14 protein-coding genes and 1 pseudogene are annotated in these 14,169 nt (G+C 66.1%); 5 read left to right on the forward strand and 10 right to left on the reverse strand.

Annotated features, from left to right (window positions below):
* Window positions 1-117: 117 nt before the first annotated feature.
* Window positions 118-2,460, reverse strand: coding sequence for a mechanosensitive ion channel family protein (locus AC1VNY_RS35570; protein WP_482408665.1), 2,343 nt, complete (start codon window positions 2,458-2,460; stop codon window positions 118-120).
* A 314-nt stretch (window positions 2,461-2,774) separates the two neighbouring features.
* Between AC1VNY_RS35570 and AC1VNY_RS35575 the strand changes: the two genes are divergently transcribed.
* The 3 genes and pseudogenes from AC1VNY_RS35575 to AC1VNY_RS35585 all read left to right on the forward strand — a co-directional run bounded on the left by AC1VNY_RS35575 (window position 2,775) and on the right by AC1VNY_RS35585 (window position 5,172).
* Window positions 2,775-4,505, forward strand: a complete 1,731-nt coding sequence (locus AC1VNY_RS35575; RefSeq protein WP_482408666.1) for an ATP-dependent Clp protease adaptor ClpS — start codon at window positions 2,775-2,777, stop codon at window positions 4,503-4,505.
* Between the two features lie 133 nt (window positions 4,506-4,638).
* Window positions 4,639-4,894 (forward strand): annotated as a pseudogene (locus AC1VNY_RS35580) (type II toxin-antitoxin system RelE/ParE family toxin).
* Complete coding sequence (locus tag AC1VNY_RS35585; RefSeq protein WP_482408667.1) at window positions 4,891-5,172, forward strand: helix-turn-helix domain-containing protein; 282 nt, start codon at window positions 4,891-4,893, stop codon at window positions 5,170-5,172. The pseudogene AC1VNY_RS35580 and the gene AC1VNY_RS35585 overlap by 4 nt, the downstream one beginning before the upstream one ends.
* A gap of 35 nt (window positions 5,173-5,207) precedes the next feature.
* Here the strand turns inward: AC1VNY_RS35585 and AC1VNY_RS35590 are convergent, their stop codons facing one another.
* Window positions 5,208-7,295 (reverse strand): tetratricopeptide repeat protein, encoded by a 2,088-nt coding sequence (locus tag AC1VNY_RS35590; protein ID WP_482408695.1) that lies wholly within the window; start codon window positions 7,293-7,295, stop codon window positions 5,208-5,210.
* A 332-nt stretch (window positions 7,296-7,627) separates the two neighbouring features.
* Here AC1VNY_RS35590 and AC1VNY_RS35595 point away from each other — a divergent pair, with 332 nt between their 5' ends.
* Together AC1VNY_RS35595 and AC1VNY_RS35600 are read left to right on the forward strand one after the other, a co-directional pair.
* Complete coding sequence (locus AC1VNY_RS35595) at window positions 7,628-8,092, forward strand: Rrf2 family transcriptional regulator (protein ID WP_482408668.1); 465 nt, start codon at window positions 7,628-7,630, stop codon at window positions 8,090-8,092.
* Window positions 8,079-8,897, forward strand: a complete 819-nt coding sequence (locus AC1VNY_RS35600) for a class I SAM-dependent methyltransferase (RefSeq protein WP_482408669.1) — start codon at window positions 8,079-8,081, stop codon at window positions 8,895-8,897. The genes AC1VNY_RS35595 and AC1VNY_RS35600 overlap by 14 nt, the downstream gene beginning before the upstream one ends.
* 45 nt (window positions 8,898-8,942) lie before the next feature.
* Here AC1VNY_RS35600 and AC1VNY_RS35605 read toward each other — a convergent pair whose 3' ends face one another.
* The 8 genes from AC1VNY_RS35605 to AC1VNY_RS35640 form a co-directional block, all read right to left on the reverse strand.
* Window positions 8,943-9,110, reverse strand: a complete 168-nt coding sequence (locus AC1VNY_RS35605) for a hypothetical protein (protein WP_411781011.1) — start codon at window positions 9,108-9,110, stop codon at window positions 8,943-8,945.
* Between the two features lie 50 nt (window positions 9,111-9,160).
* Window positions 9,161-9,580 (reverse strand): large conductance mechanosensitive channel protein MscL, encoded by a 420-nt coding sequence (gene mscL / locus AC1VNY_RS35610; RefSeq protein ID WP_411781012.1) that lies wholly within the window; start codon window positions 9,578-9,580, stop codon window positions 9,161-9,163.
* 78 nt (window positions 9,581-9,658) lie between these two features.
* A complete protein-coding gene (locus AC1VNY_RS35615) occupies window positions 9,659-9,943 on the reverse strand; it encodes a hypothetical protein (protein WP_482408670.1) in 285 nt (94 codons plus the stop codon).
* Window positions 9,944-10,021: 78 nt separating this feature from the next.
* A complete protein-coding gene (locus tag AC1VNY_RS35620; RefSeq protein ID WP_482408671.1) occupies window positions 10,022-10,420 on the reverse strand; it encodes a DUF3597 domain-containing protein in 399 nt (132 codons plus the stop codon).
* Window positions 10,421-10,702: 282 nt separating this feature from the next.
* The gene (locus AC1VNY_RS35625; RefSeq protein ID WP_028340422.1) at window positions 10,703-11,203 is read right to left on the reverse strand and encodes a Rab family GTPase; all 501 of its coding nucleotides are present in this window, start codon (window positions 11,201-11,203) and stop codon (window positions 10,703-10,705) included.
* Window positions 11,203-12,954, reverse strand: coding sequence for an OmpA family protein (locus AC1VNY_RS35630; protein ID WP_482408672.1), 1,752 nt, complete (start codon window positions 12,952-12,954; stop codon window positions 11,203-11,205). The genes AC1VNY_RS35625 and AC1VNY_RS35630 overlap by 1 nt, the downstream gene beginning before the upstream one ends.
* A 1-nt stretch (window position 12,955) precedes the next feature.
* Window positions 12,956-13,342 (reverse strand): hypothetical protein, encoded by a 387-nt coding sequence (locus AC1VNY_RS35635; protein ID WP_482408673.1) that lies wholly within the window; start codon window positions 13,340-13,342, stop codon window positions 12,956-12,958.
* A 139-nt stretch (window positions 13,343-13,481) separates the two neighbouring features.
* Entirely contained in the window at window positions 13,482-14,138 is a 657-nt protein-coding gene (locus tag AC1VNY_RS35640) for a response regulator transcription factor (RefSeq protein WP_018269507.1), read from the reverse strand.
* Window positions 14,139-14,169: the final 31 nt, after the last annotated feature.

Raw genomic sequence — 14,169 nt, forward strand, 5'->3', positions numbered from 1 at the left:
GGGCTGGGGCGGGGGTCTCTCAGCGACTTCGTGGAAAAAGCCCCCACCCGGATCGCATCTTCGATGCGATCCGACCTCCCCCGCAAGCGGGAGAGGTAAAGCAAGATCCACCCTGCCCTAGCCCGCCGCGCGGCGCGGCTGGGCGTTGGTATCGGGCTCGGAGGGTGGAGGAAGCTGCATCAGGATGGTCTGACCCATCGAGGCGATCTCGATGCCCTCCTCCTGGAAGCGCCGTTTCATGCGGCGGTTGAACTCGCGTTGCACCGCCCAGCGTCCGCTATCGGTGCAGCGGATCTGGCCGACGATGGTCACGACCGAGCCGTCGACCTTGTCGACGCCCCACAATTCGAGGTCGCCTCGAATGAATGCGCGATACGCCGTCTCCTGGCGCATTTGGGCGACGATGTCCTTCAGCACCTCGCCGGCGCGGTCGGTGTCCTCCTTGTAGGACACGTTGACGCTGACCGCGGCATTGCCGGCGCCGCGGCTGGAGTTGGTGATCGTCGTCACCGCGCTGAACGGCACCACGTGCACCGAGCCGTCGCCGGCGCGCAGCCGCATGGTGCGGATCGAGACGTTCTCGACCACGCCCGAGAGCCCCGACACCGTGACGTTGTCGCCGACCTGCACGGTGTTCTCGATCAAGAGGAACAGCCCCGTGATGAGGTCCTGCACCAGCTTCTGCGAGCCGAAGCCGATCGCGATGCCGACGATGCCGGCGCCGGCGAGCAGCGGCGCCACATTGACGCCGATCTCGCTGAGCGCCGTGAGCCCGACCACCGCGACGATCATGCAGAACAGCGCGGTTCGCAGCATCGGCTGGAAGGTGCGCAGGCGCGCGGCGCGGGCGTAATGCCCGTCGCGCGACAGGGTGTCGATCTGCCGATCCATCAGCGCATTGGCGACTTCCCAGATCACGGCCGCGGCCAGCGCGGCGATCCCGATCGTCACCAGCGCCGAGATCAGGCGGCTTCCGATCTGGCCGCCATAGAACCAGACGATGGCGTCGACGCCCCAGACCTCGAGCAGCGCGACGAAGCCAATGAAGGCGATCACCGCCGTGACCACCTTGCGCAGCAGCGGCAGATAGCGGTTGGCGCGGGTCTCGAGCCCCGGGAAGCGCTGGATCAGCTCCGGGCTGATGCGGAAGCCGCGATCGATCAGGCTCAGCACCACCATGGTGACGAGGCGGGTAACCAGCAGCACCGCGATGGTGCCGACGAAATATTGCAGCAGCAGCGAATAGCCGTTGCGGATGTTGAGCGCCCACACCGCCCACAGCGCAAGGTCGAGCGCGATCGCCAGCACATGCCAGAGTGCCGCGAGCCGGTTGCGCGTCCGCGCCGCAAGCCCGGTGCGATCGGCCGGCGCGCGGATGACGTCGGCGACCTGGCGGCGGCACTGCAGGATGATGACGACGACAAAGAGATGCACCACCAGCATCACGAGCCGGATCAGCGCGGCATAGCCGGCGCGATGCAGCCCGAGCAGCAGCGCGACATTGGCAAAGGCGATGCCGGAGACGCCGACGGCAACGATCCGCCGGGCCCAGATCTCGATATAGGCCGCGGTCTCGGCACGGACGCGGAACAGGCCGAACGGCCCTGCCAGCGCGCGCACCGCGCAGATCAAGACGCGCGAGAACACATAGGCGTTGACGACGGCAAGGATCACGAGCCGCGTGGTCGATTGATCGCCGATCTCGGTGCCGAGCAGCGCGGTGGCGATGCCGCCGAACACGACGACCGGCAGCAATTCGAGCAAAAGGCGGCCGAGCACGAAGGGCAGCCGGACCAGCGACTGCCAGGCCCGCGCCAGGCTGAGCCGGCGCCGCTGCAACTCGGGCGCCGGCGTCACGTCGGCAACCGACGACGGCGGATCGACGCTGGCGAGCGTCTGCACCGGCATGCGCGCGGTCTGCGGCAGCCGCGCTTCCAGGAACGCGACCGGCCGCTTGATCAGGCGGAACACCACCCATTCGGCGGCCAGCGCGCAGCCGAACACCAGCGCCAGCTTCCAGGCGATATCGATCAAGAGGCCATAGGCGACCGGATCATTGGCGGTGCGCACGAACCAGTAATAGAACGCCGGGAAATGCGTCAGCGTGCGCGCGACGTCGGCGACCTCGCGCGACATCTCGCCGACCTGCTCGGACACCATCAGCAACAGCTGCGCACCGAGGCTGTCGGCGGTGAGCGGGATCGATGACTGCGGCTGCTCGGGCGCCGGCTGCGCCGCCGCCTGCGGCGAGGCATTGGCGATGGCGCGCAGCGTGTTGATGATCTCGCCGCGCTTCTTGTCGTCCTGCAGCGTGTCGAGCGCGCGCTTGGCCTGCTCGGGCGTCAGCGCGTCGCTGGTAACGGGTTGCGGCGGCGCCGGCTTGGCGGCCGGCTGCGCGAACGCGGGAGAGACGAACAAAGTGAAGACGAGAAGCAGCGCAAGGCGAAGTTTGTGCGACACGAGGGCCTCATAAAATAACTGCGCGACCGCAAACCCTTGGGAGGAATCTGCTCTCGCGCTCGCGCCATGTCGGATACTCCTTTTCGCCCCGATGGTGTGTCGGAAGTTTGCCGCTGTGACGGCCATCTCTTGGCATTTGCCGCAACACAATCGTCACAGGCGTTGAGCCGCGTTTACACTTCCACTGCGCGTTCCCGGCCGATCGGCTCACTACACGTCAGGGATGAGACGGCAGAATCTTTCGCTTGACGCGCAGGAGCCGCCGTGATGTTCTTACTTTGTTCTTTTGTTCCCAATTGCGTTTCGGGGGTCTCATGCACGACGTGTTTAGCGACGACGGTCCGGTGCGGCTCTTCATTCACGACGACGACGAGACCCCGCTGGAATTCGTGCAGGATTTGTTGCGCACGGTGTTCGGGAAATCCGAGCAGGAAGCCATCGCATCCGCTGCCTTGATCGAGGCCAAGGGCGCCATTCCGTGCGGCCCCTATCCGGGACCGGTCGCGCGGGCAATCTTCAACTCGGCGAAGTGGCTGATCCGCTCGAACGGCCAGCCGTTGATGATCACTACCGAATCCGCCGACGCCAGCCGCCCCTGCGATCTCTGCGAAGCCCCGAGGGCCGTGACGGAGATTCTGATCCCCGGTACGACTGCGTCGCTGTGCAGCGACTGCCTGCTCGCCGCACGCCGCAGCTCGGAAGAATTGTCGGGCGAGACGTTTCGGTCCGCTTACGTTGCGCTCGACTGGCATTTCGCCGGCGTTCCGCGCAACCTGATCGTGACGCGGGCGCGACAGTTTCCGGGCCACATGCGCGCCGACGTTCAGGTCGCGATCGACAAGCTGCTCACCGATCCAATCCATTTCTTCGGCATCCATGAGGAATATCGCTACGAGACGCTCGACTTCGCGGCGCTGATGAAGGCCGGCCGCAATGCACCGGCGATCGCGCCGCCGCAATATCGCGACGTCGATATCGGCGAGGCCGAGCCGGTAAAATGCCTTGCCAATGGACTATGGCTGTGCCGAACCGGCGAACTGCGCTACGCCGTGCTGCTGACGTTCCATCGCGAATATAATCACGAGCCGTCGCTACGAATCGAGCTTGCGTTGCCCGCCGGGGCGACCGGCAATGCTTTCGTGCAACGCACCTTCTCCGAGCTGGAGGCCGCCGTGCATGCAGCGCGATCCTATCGCGGCAAGATCCTGTCGCTGGAGGATGGCGCCAACTATCGCGGACGTTCGCGTGGCTTGACCGTGCATCGCCTGCCGACGGTCGCCCGCGATGACGTGATCCTGCCGGACCGGACGCTGCGGCTGCTCGACCGCAACGTGCTCGGTTTTGTCGAGAGCCGCGATCTGCTGCGCGGGCTCGGCCAGTCGACCCGCAAGGGCATCCTGCTGTATGGCCCGCCCGGCACCGGCAAGACCCACACCATCCGCTATCTCGCGACCAACCTGCCAAACCACACAACGCTGATCATCACCGCCGAGCAAGTCGGCCTGCTCGGCGCCTATATGAGTCTTGCCCGGCTGCTGCAGCCGACCATGGTCGTGATCGAGGACGTCGATCTGATCGCGCGCGACCGCGAGGACATGGGCGGACCGTGCGAGGAATCGCTGCTCAACAAGCTGCTTAACGAGATGGACGGCCTGAAGGAGGATTGCGACATCCTGTTCGTGCTGACCACCAATCGGCCGGAAGAGCTGGAAGGCGCGCTGGCCGGCCGGCCCGGCCGCATCGACCAGGCCATCGAGGTGCCGCTGCCCGACGAGACCGGACGCGGCAAGCTGATCCGGCTGTACGGCAAAGGCCTGCCGCTGGAGCAGCCGATCATCGACGAAGCGGTGCAGCGCACCGCCGGCGTCAGCGCCGCCTTCATCAAGGAACTGATGCGCCGCATCGCGCAGGCCAGCATCGCCCGCGGGGGAGGCCAGGATGTCACCGCTGACGACATCGACGGAGCGCTGAACGAGATGCTGTTCGACGGCGGCCGGCTCAACGTGAAGCTGCTCGGCGGCGCGCAGGGGATGAGTGCGGGGTGATCAGAATGGCTGCGCTTCCCGGCCGATTTGCTGCTTCTCTCTATCTCAAAAATGAGATATCCTCACGATGTCCTGGAGCGTCGAAATCCTCAACGAGGTCGTCGTGGAAGAGATCGCGGCGCTGCCAGCCGACATGCAGGCGCGTTTCATCCGCCTTTCGGAGCGCATTGCTGCCGCTGGGCTCGAAAGCCTGGGCGAACCGCATGTGAAGCATTTGGTCGGCAAACTTTGGGAGTTGCGATTGACCGGGCGCGATGGAATCGCAAGGGCACTCTATGTGACGGCCTTCGGCCGGCGTTGTGATCGTCCGCGCGTTCGTGAAGAAGTCTCAAAAGACGCCACCGAGTGAGATCGAGTTAGCGCTGCGGCGAGCAAAGGAAGTCACATGACTGTACCGTTCGAAAAGCTCAAGGCGCGGCTGTTGGCCAATCCGAGGGTCCGGGCGGAATACGATGCGCTCGCGCCTGAGTTCGAAATCGCTGCCGAGTTGCTCAGGGCGCGTCAGCGCGCGGGACTGTCGCAATCGGAGCTGGCGGCCAAGATGGGCACCAGCCAATCAACCATCGCCCGCCTCGAAAGCGGCCAGACGCTTCCAAGCACCAAAACGTTGCTGCGATTTGCCAAGGCGACTGGCAGCAAGTTCCAGATCCGGCTTTCAGCCGCATAAGGCCTGCCAAAGCAGCAGACAGCACGGCTGGCCGATCATTTCATCGTTTGCGGCAGCAGCAGCGCGCCCTCGCCGGCCGCGACGCGGGCAAGCTCTTCCGACACGCGCGCCAGCACGCGGTCCCAGGCCTGCGGCTTGTCCTGGCGGAACAGCCGCATGGTCGGATACCAGGGCGTGTCGGCGCGATCGCGCAGCCAGCGCCAGTCGAGCGCATAAGGACAAAGCATCCAGACCGGGCGGCCCAGCGCGCCGGCGAGATGCGCCACCGAGGTGTCGACCGCGATCACGAGATCGAGCGCGCAGACGGCCGCCGCGGTGTCGGCGAAATCGCCGAGCGTCGGCGCGAGGTCGACGATATCTGCGCCAAGACCCCGCAGCACCGGAACATCGTCCGGCCGCGGCTCCTTCTGCAGGCTGTAGAGCTGCACGCCTGATGTAACCAGCCGCGGCAGCACCGCGTCCGCCGGCAGCGAGCGCTGGCGGTCACCCTTGTGCCTGGGATTGCCGGCCCAGACCACGCCGACCTTCAGCGCAGTCACGCCGGCGAGCGCCTGGCGCCAGCGCGCGAGCTTGCCGGCATCTGCCCGCAGATAGGATATCGCTGCGGGTATGGTCTCGACGGTGGTGCGGAAGATCCGCGGCAGGCTGAGCAGCGGCAGCTGCAGGTCGAACGGCGGTAACGACTCGCCACGCGCGAACACCGCGACATCGGGCAGCATCGGCCGCAGCAGCGCGACCAGCGCCGGCTGCACCTGCAGGATGATGCGGCCGCCTCTGCCCACCAGCATCGGCACATAGCGGACGAAATTGATGGCATCGCCGAGCCCGTATTCGGCAAACAGCAGCAGCGTACGTCCGGCGAGCGGCTCGCCCTGCCATTCCGGCTCGTCGAACACGGGATCGCCGTCGCTGAGCATCCTGGTCTTGCGGCGCCACTGATACTCCTCAAAGCCCTCCTCGAACTCGCCGTTCATCAGCAGGAAATGCGCGTGGTTGTAATGCGCCAGCGGCTGTTCGGGATCGAGCGCGACGGCCCGGCGCGAGGCGACGAGCGCCGCATCGATCTCGCCGGCATTGCGCAGCGCGACCGCAAGGTTGGCGTGGCCCTTGGCATAGAAGGGGTCGAGCTCGATGGCGCGCCGATGCGCGGCGACCGCGGCCTCGACCAGATTCTGCGCCTCGAAGATGATCCCGAGATTGGTGTGCGCGGCGGCGTAGTCCGGCTTCAACGCCAGCGCGAGCTCGGCGCAGGCGATGGCGTCGTCGACCTCTCCGAGCTCGAACAGGCAGGCGCCGAGATTGTTGAGGATGACGTGATCGGACGGGTCGCGGGCCGAGACCTGCCGATAGATGCGCACGGCTTCCTCGCGCTCGCCCGCCTCGTGCAGCACCATGGCCAGCAGGCGCTGCGGCGCGATGTTGCCGGGATCGAGTGCGATCGCGCGGCGGTAGTGCAGGATCGCGTCCTCCAGCAAGCCTTGGCGATAGAGCGCCGCGCCAAGGCCGCAATGCAGCCCGGCATTGTCGGGATCCGCGGCAAGCCCGCGGCGATAGGCCGTGGCGGCCGCTTCGTGCCTTTTCTGATCGGTCAATACATTGCCGAGGTTGAGCCAGACGCCGCGATAGACCGGATCGCGCGCGATCACCTCGCGATAGGCCTGTTCCGCCTCGACCGGCCGCTGCTGCCCGGCCAGCGCGACGGCGAGGTTGAACCGCGCCCGCGTCAGGCCACCATCGAGCGCAATCGCGCGGCGGAACGCGGCTTCGGCCTCGTCGAAGCGCGACAGATCGCACAGCGCAACGCCGAGCTTGATGTGCAAACCGGCATCCTGCGGCCGCAGCATCACGCCGCGCTCAAACGCCGCCACCGCGCCTTCGTGCTCGCCCTTCACGGCAAGCGCGTCGCCGAGCGTGGCGAAGGCCGGTGCATGGTCCGGATCGAGGTTCAAGACCCGGTTCAGCAGCAGCGCGCCTTCCGCGGCACGATCCGTCACGAAGGCGATGACCGCGGACAGATGCAGCGCCGGAACGTGGTCGGGATCGGCGGTGAGGATGTCGCCGCATAGCGTGCCGGCCTCCGCCGCGCGGCCCGCGCCGTAATGCGCCACCGCATCCCGCAACATCCGATCGACCGCCACACTGCCCACGATACCGCCCCTGCCAACAACCCCGATGCGGATTAAACGGGCGACGCCGCGAAATCCGGCACGCGAATCCCGGTTGAACAATCAAAGCCCAGGTGCAGGTCCTTGATCTCTTCTCCTTCCCCCTGAAAGCGGGAAGGTCGGGATGGGGGTCAGCCGCAGACGACGCTGCAAGTGGAGCGAGCTGATCCCCACCCGCTTTGCTCTGACGAGCAAAGCGACCTCCCCTTTTCAAGGGGAGGTCAGAGGGCGACCAGGAGCCCGCCATCGCCCCCTTGACGGCCGCCGCTTCATGTAACATATGAAGTTACATGATCCGCGATAGCCGTCTGTCCAGCGTCCTGCACGGCCTGCTCCACATGATCGGAGCGGGCGAGCCGGTCACGTCGGAGCAACTTGCACAGGCCATGGCCACCAACCCGGTGGTGGTGCGCCGGGTGATGGCGGGGCTGCGCGAGCAGGGCCTGGTGCATTCGGAGAAAGGCCATGGCGGCGGCTGGACGCTGGCGCGCGATCCCGCCGACATCACGCTCGCCCACATCTATCGCGCGGTGGGCGCGCCCACGATCGTTGCGATGGGCCATCGCTCGGAAAATCCCGGCTGCCTGGTCGAACAGGCCGTCAACGACGCGCTCGGAGACACGTTTCGCGAGGTCGAGGCGCTGTTCCTGAAGCGGATCGGCACGGTGACGCTCGATGCGCTCGCGAGGGATTTCAAGCGCCGGCTCGCCAAACACAAGCAAAGCCTCGAGGACCAGATTCATGCAGTCAAGTGAGCAGGTGAAACCTCTGCCGTACAACGATCCCGCGCACTGGGACAAAATGGTCGTCGCCTATGAGGCCCAGTCGCAGCCGTTCACGACATTGTTCGCCGACGCCGCGGTCGCAACGCTGCCGATCGGCCCCGCATCGAAGGTGCTCGACGTCGCCACCGGCACCGGCGCCGCGGCGCTGGCCGCCGCGCGCACCGGCGCCGAGGTCACCGCGATCGACTTCTCCGCCGGCATGGTGGCGCGGGTCCGCGCGCAAGGTGCGGCGAACATCGAGGCGCGGCAGATGGACGGCCAGGCGCTCGATCTGCCGGATGCCGCGTTCGATGCGGCGGTGTCGGTGTTCGGCGTGATGTTGTTTCCGGACTGGCGCGCCGGCCTCTGCGAGATGGCGCGGGTGACACGATCAGGCGGATCGGCGGCGATTGCGGTCTGGAAAAGCGCCGATGGCGCCGCCGTGCATCTCTTGCTCTCGCAGATCATCCGGCGGCTCTATCCTGACAACGTCACGCCGATGCCCTGCACGGGCCTCGCCGAGCTCGCCGATCCCGGCCGCCTCGCCGCTGCGCTCATCGCCGCCGGCTTCTCCGATCCGGCGATTGCCGAGGTCACCCACGACTTCAAGCTCAATGTCGCCAATCCCGGCGACGTCGACCAATTGTTCGAGTTCATGCCGCATTGGAGCGGGCTCGATGCCGAACAGAGCGCCGCAGTCGCCCGCGCCTTCCGCGCCGAGATCGAACGCAGGCGGGTCGGCGACAGCTTCGCGATTCCGTCGACCGCGCTGATCGCGACGGCCCGGCGGGCTTGACCGCAGCTGGCGTGATCCGACTACGTTCGCGGTCCCCTGCCGGCGCTAGCGCTTGTCGTCGTCCGGCGTTTCTTCATCGCTCGGCGGCTGCAGGCCTGGGCTGTTGGCCCAGCGATCGAGTTCCTCGATGACCCGCCGGTGGCTCGGCCGTAGCGGCTCTGCACCACCGGGCTCTTGCGACAATTTTCGAGGCAGCTTGACCTGATCTGGCATGGCTAGGCTCCAGAGCTGGGGGCTGTACGCAGTGGCATTCGCAGCGATTGCTACGCGCGCGACTTGAGGAGATCGCGGATCTCGGTGAGCAGATCCTGATCTTTGGTCGGCTTCGGCGGCTCGGCCGGCGCCGCGGGCGCTTCGCGCTTGAGCTGGTTCATGAGGCGGACCACGATGAACAGCACGAAGGCGACGATCATGAAGTTGAGCGTCAGGGTCAGGAAGTTGCCCCAGGCCAGCACCGCGCCCTGCTTCTTGGCATCGGCAAGGTTGGTCGCCGTCACCGACTTCGACAGCGCGGTGAAATAGTTGGAGAAGTCGAGCCCGCCGCTGACCGCGCCGATGATCGGCATGATGATATCGGCCACCATCGACGAGACGATCGCGCCGAATGCCGCGCCGATGATCACGCCGACGGCGAGATCGACGACGTTGCCTTTCATGGCGAATTCCCTGAATTCCTTCAGCATGTGATCTCCTGCTTTCCAAATGAATGCGATGGCACGGCGCGGCGACTGGATCGCCGGCCGCTGCAAGGGGACGAAAGACTATCTGCGATCGGCCGGCTTCGCGGGCGCCGCGACCGGCTGCGCAGGCGCGGCCTGCTCCCATGGCGCCGGCAGGATGACCCGCGCCGGCGGCGGGTTCTGCGCGGCGCGCTGCACATTCGCATTGGCCGGGTGGGACTCGTCGGCGGAATTGTCCGCGCGGGCGATGGCGACATGGATGCCAAGCGCCAGCGCAACCAATCCAATTCCCGCAGCAAGCGCCGCGCCAAACCGCAGCATGGCAGGCCGCTGCCGGTTCATGATGGCAGGATGAGATGAGGTCATCGCAACTGCTCCTCACGCAATACACATCGTTCGGAACCGCGCGGGGCGCGAGCGCCGCGCGCGGCTGGAGGCAGGACGTCAGGTCTTGATGTCGTCCGGCAGCTTGCCGCCATTGGCGGCGAGCTTGGCCATCACCTGCTGATGCAGCCAGACGTTCATGGTGGCGGTGTCGCTGGTGTCGCCGGTGTAGTGCAGCTCCTTCGCGAGCTCCTTGCGTGCCGCAAGGCTGCTGTCGAGACCGAGCGCCTTCATCAGGTCGACGATCGAGCTGCGCCAGTCGAGCTTCTCGCCCGTCGCCGCGGCCGCCTTGTCGACGATCGCGGCGACGTCGACGGTTTGCGCGGCTGATGTGCCGGGTGCAGTGGATGCAGAGGCCGATGGCGCCGCGCCGGGCGCTGCCGCCGTCGTGCTCTCAGCGGTCTTGGCCTGGGCGCCGTGGCCGAAGATTGCGCCCATGATGCTTCCAAAAATGCTCATGATCTCTCGCTCCATGCGCCCGAGACACCGTTCGTCCCGTGGCTGTTTCCAGTGACGGGGCGGACGATAGGCAGGCCATTGGCCGAGCGGAAGATGACCATCGTCACTATCGGAGTGTGGGACGGCGTGGTGCTGTTGGCGGGGAAAGCGTGCGGCTTTCTGCGGCCGCGCGAGAGCCTTTCATCGTACGCCCCACGTGCGATGAAGTCAGCCGTCCCGGCCCGATTCGCCAGCCCCGAGAAGTCGGGACGGCTGACACAGACGTGTGCGCGTTGTCGCTAACTAAAGCTGGCGGCGGCGGATGGTCTGGGCGAGTTCGACAAAGCTCTCGGCAATGCCGACACCGGTCTTGGCGCTGACCGATTTGACGCTCGACTTCGCAAGCTCGGCAATCGCGCCCGCGCTGCCCGCGGCTTCCGGCAGGTCGATCTTGTTCAGCAGCGCCCGGTAGGGCCGGCCGGGGAAGCGCTCCTCGAAGCCGCGGACCAGTTCGACCATGCGGGTCACCGTCTGCGGCCGCGTGACGTCGGACACGATGATGGCGGCGGATGCACCGGTGACATAGACGGTGTCGAAGATCTGCGTGCCGAAATCACCGTCGGTGTCCCACAGCACGAGGCGCATCGGATCGCTGCCGTCCGCCGGCACCACGTCGTGGCTCAGGATCTCGACGCCCAGCGTCGATTTGTACTGGCCCTCGAACCGGTTGTAGATCAGCCGATAAAGGATCGACGTCTTGCCGACCCCCATATCGCCGAGCAGCATGACTTTCGCGGTGAGCATCAGCGGGCCACTTCGCCTCGATAGACCGTCTCGAACGCCACGCGGCGATTGCCGCCGACGGTGGCGTCGACCCGGTCGGTGATCGGCATCGTCGCCGCGCGCGAAACCAAAATCAGCCGCGACGGATCGACCCCCAGCGCGGTCAGCCTGCGCTGGACCTGCTCGGCCCGCTTGCGCGCCAGCGTCCGGTTGGTGCCTTCCGTGCCGCTCTGATCGGCATAGCCGACGATGCGCAGCCTGAGATCGTTGTTCGCCATTAGTCCGGCGAGCTCGCGCAGCTGCTGCTCGGCCTGGTCGTTGTCGAGGACTTCGTCTGAATTGTTCGCGAAGAAGATCGCGGTCGTGGCGATGAAGCGGTCGAGCCGCGCCCCCGGGCCGTCGACGACGGATTGCAGCTTCGCGTATTGCTCGCCCAGTTTGGCGTACTGCTCGCCGAGCTTGTCATATTGCTCGGTCAGGGCGGCATATTTCTGGTCGCCCGACTTCGCCTGCGCACCGATCGCCTCGCGCATCTGGTCGAGGCTCGCATGCAGGCGCGTCAGGCTCTGCTGCAGGCCCGCGATGCCGGCCTGCGAGGCCGCGATTTGCTCCGGTGCGGACACCAGACCGATGCGGTTGACGATCTTGTACGGTGCCGCGGCCGCGGCGAGCGCATCGATCAACGGCGCGGTCTCCAGCTGGCTCGGCTCGATGCCTGCAACGGCCACGCTTCGGCTGCCGTGATCGAACTCGAGCCGCAGCGGGAACGAGGCCAGCAACGGCTGCTTCGCGGCGAGCTGTTCCAGCGCCGCCTGGGTCCGCCGCTCCAACAGGCCGCGCGTCACCGAGGTCGCGGCAATCCAGAGCAACAGCGCGGCCACTGCCGCGAGCAAGGCGAGAAGGATCACCTTGCCGCGCCGGCTCGCGATCCGCCGTGGCGTGTCGTCGGTCTCGATCGCGGCTGCCAGCGACGCCAGCATCGGCCCGTCGCAGTCCGCGCCGCGGTCGATGCGCTCGATCGCATCGAAGAACAGCGAGTTGATCCTGGCGTTGTCTGCGGGCCGCAGCGGTCCCAGGCACTCCGCCGCCAGGATGAAGCGCGGCGAGGCGCGCAGCGCGAGTTGCCGTCCGCCGAAATCGAGCGTCTGCAGATTGCCTTCGCCGGCCAACGCCTGCACGGAGAACTCCAGGATCGCCGCGACCATCGCGCTGAGCAGGTCGGCGCGTTCGTCGGCGGTCGCTTCGCGCTTCCAGTCCGCGATCAGGCGGCCATTGCCGCGTTCGATGATCAGGAGCCGGTTGATCTGCGGCGGCTGGTCGGCGAGCACGAATTCGCTGATCGGGCGTCCCGTCACCAGCGACTTGACGCGGCCGACCCACAACTGCGCCGAGGTCAACGCATTGATGCGCTGCTCGAGCGAGGCAACCAGCTCCCTGAACGAATTCGCCACGGCGGCACTGACCAGCCGGCCGACGATCGGGTAGAGCGCCTCGATCATCTGCTCGCGCGAATTCTTGATCTCGCTGCGGATCGCCGAGACCACGACCGGCGCAATCGCGCTGGCGAGCTCGCGCGGCCGGTTGACCTCGGCGCGCTCCAGCGCCTCGACCAGGATGCCCGCGGTTGCCGTCTCCAGGCGGTCGGCGTTGCCGACATAGCGCTGCAGCGAGTCGAGGTCGGCCTCCAGCGACGTCAGACGCGTCGCCTCGGGCTGAAACAGCAATGTCTTGAGCTGCTCGATCTCGCGGTTCTGGCCGGCAGCAGCTGCCATGCTATTTGCCCGTGCGGCCGGATCCCAATCCGCTGATGACCGAGCCGAGCTGGGTGATCGCCGCGCCGACATCCTTCAGCGAGTCGAGCCGCTTCTGCTCGGTATCACGCTCGAGGTCGGAGAGCCGCGCAGAAAGCGCGGTGAGCTCGTTGGTGAAGTCCGCCTGCATCTGCTTGAGCGATGCCTGCATCTCCTCGCGCAGGCCCGAGAGGTTGGTCTCGAGCGAACGTTGCGCGCCGCCGAACAGCAGGTCGCGGACCTGATCGATCGCCGCCATGCCATGCGCCGCCGGATCCACGCCGTTGCCGGCCGCCGGAGCGTCCGCCGGTCCGTCCGTACCTTTGGTCTGGCGCTCGATACCCTTCATGGTCATTTCCTGCTTACTCATAGCTGCGCAATCCGGACTTGCGGTGTCAAAAAGCAAATCCGAAACAACCCTATAGCCAATTTTGCGGGCGCGGCCCAGAGAAAGGCGAGCAATCTCAGCCGGATCAACCGCGTGGTTGTGCGATCGCGGCCAATTATTTCTAGTAAGTTATTGCCTTTATTGCGAGTTCTGTACGGTTCTTGACCTGGCATTTCTCCAGAATCGTGCTGACATAGTTCTTCACGGTTCCTTCGGCCAAATGCAGCTGCTCGCCGATCTCGGTGTTGCTCTTGCCCTCGACGATCAGCGTAAGAATTTCATTCTCCCGCGCCGTCAGCCCGTCACGAACCGGCAGCTTCGCCGAGACGCGCGGACCGCGCAGCCGCTTGAACTCGTCGAGGATGCGCGCGGCGACGCTGGGCGAAAGCCCGGACTGGCCGTTGATCACCGCACGGATCGTCGAGGCGATCTCCTCCATCCTGGCGTCCTTCAAGAGATACGCCTTGGCGCCTGCGCTCACCGCCTCGAAGATCAGATCGTTGGTCTCGAACGTCGTCAGCACCACGATATGGGTCTGCGGCAATTCGCGTAGAATCCGCTGGGTTGCGGCGATGCCGTCGACCCGCGGCATCTGCAAATCCATCAGGATGACATCCGGCCGATAGCGCCGCGCGAATTCGATCGCCTGCTCGCCATCGGCCGCGCCGGGAAGGATCTCGAAATCGTCGTTCTGCTGGGCAAGCAGCGTGGCGATACCTTCCCTGATCAGGGTCTGATCCTCGGCGATCAGCACCCGTATCTTCTCAATTCTGCTCACGGGCTTTCCGTCATCCTCTCGAAAACGCGTT

The sequence above is a fragment of the Bradyrhizobium ferriligni genome (assembly GCF_056837965.1).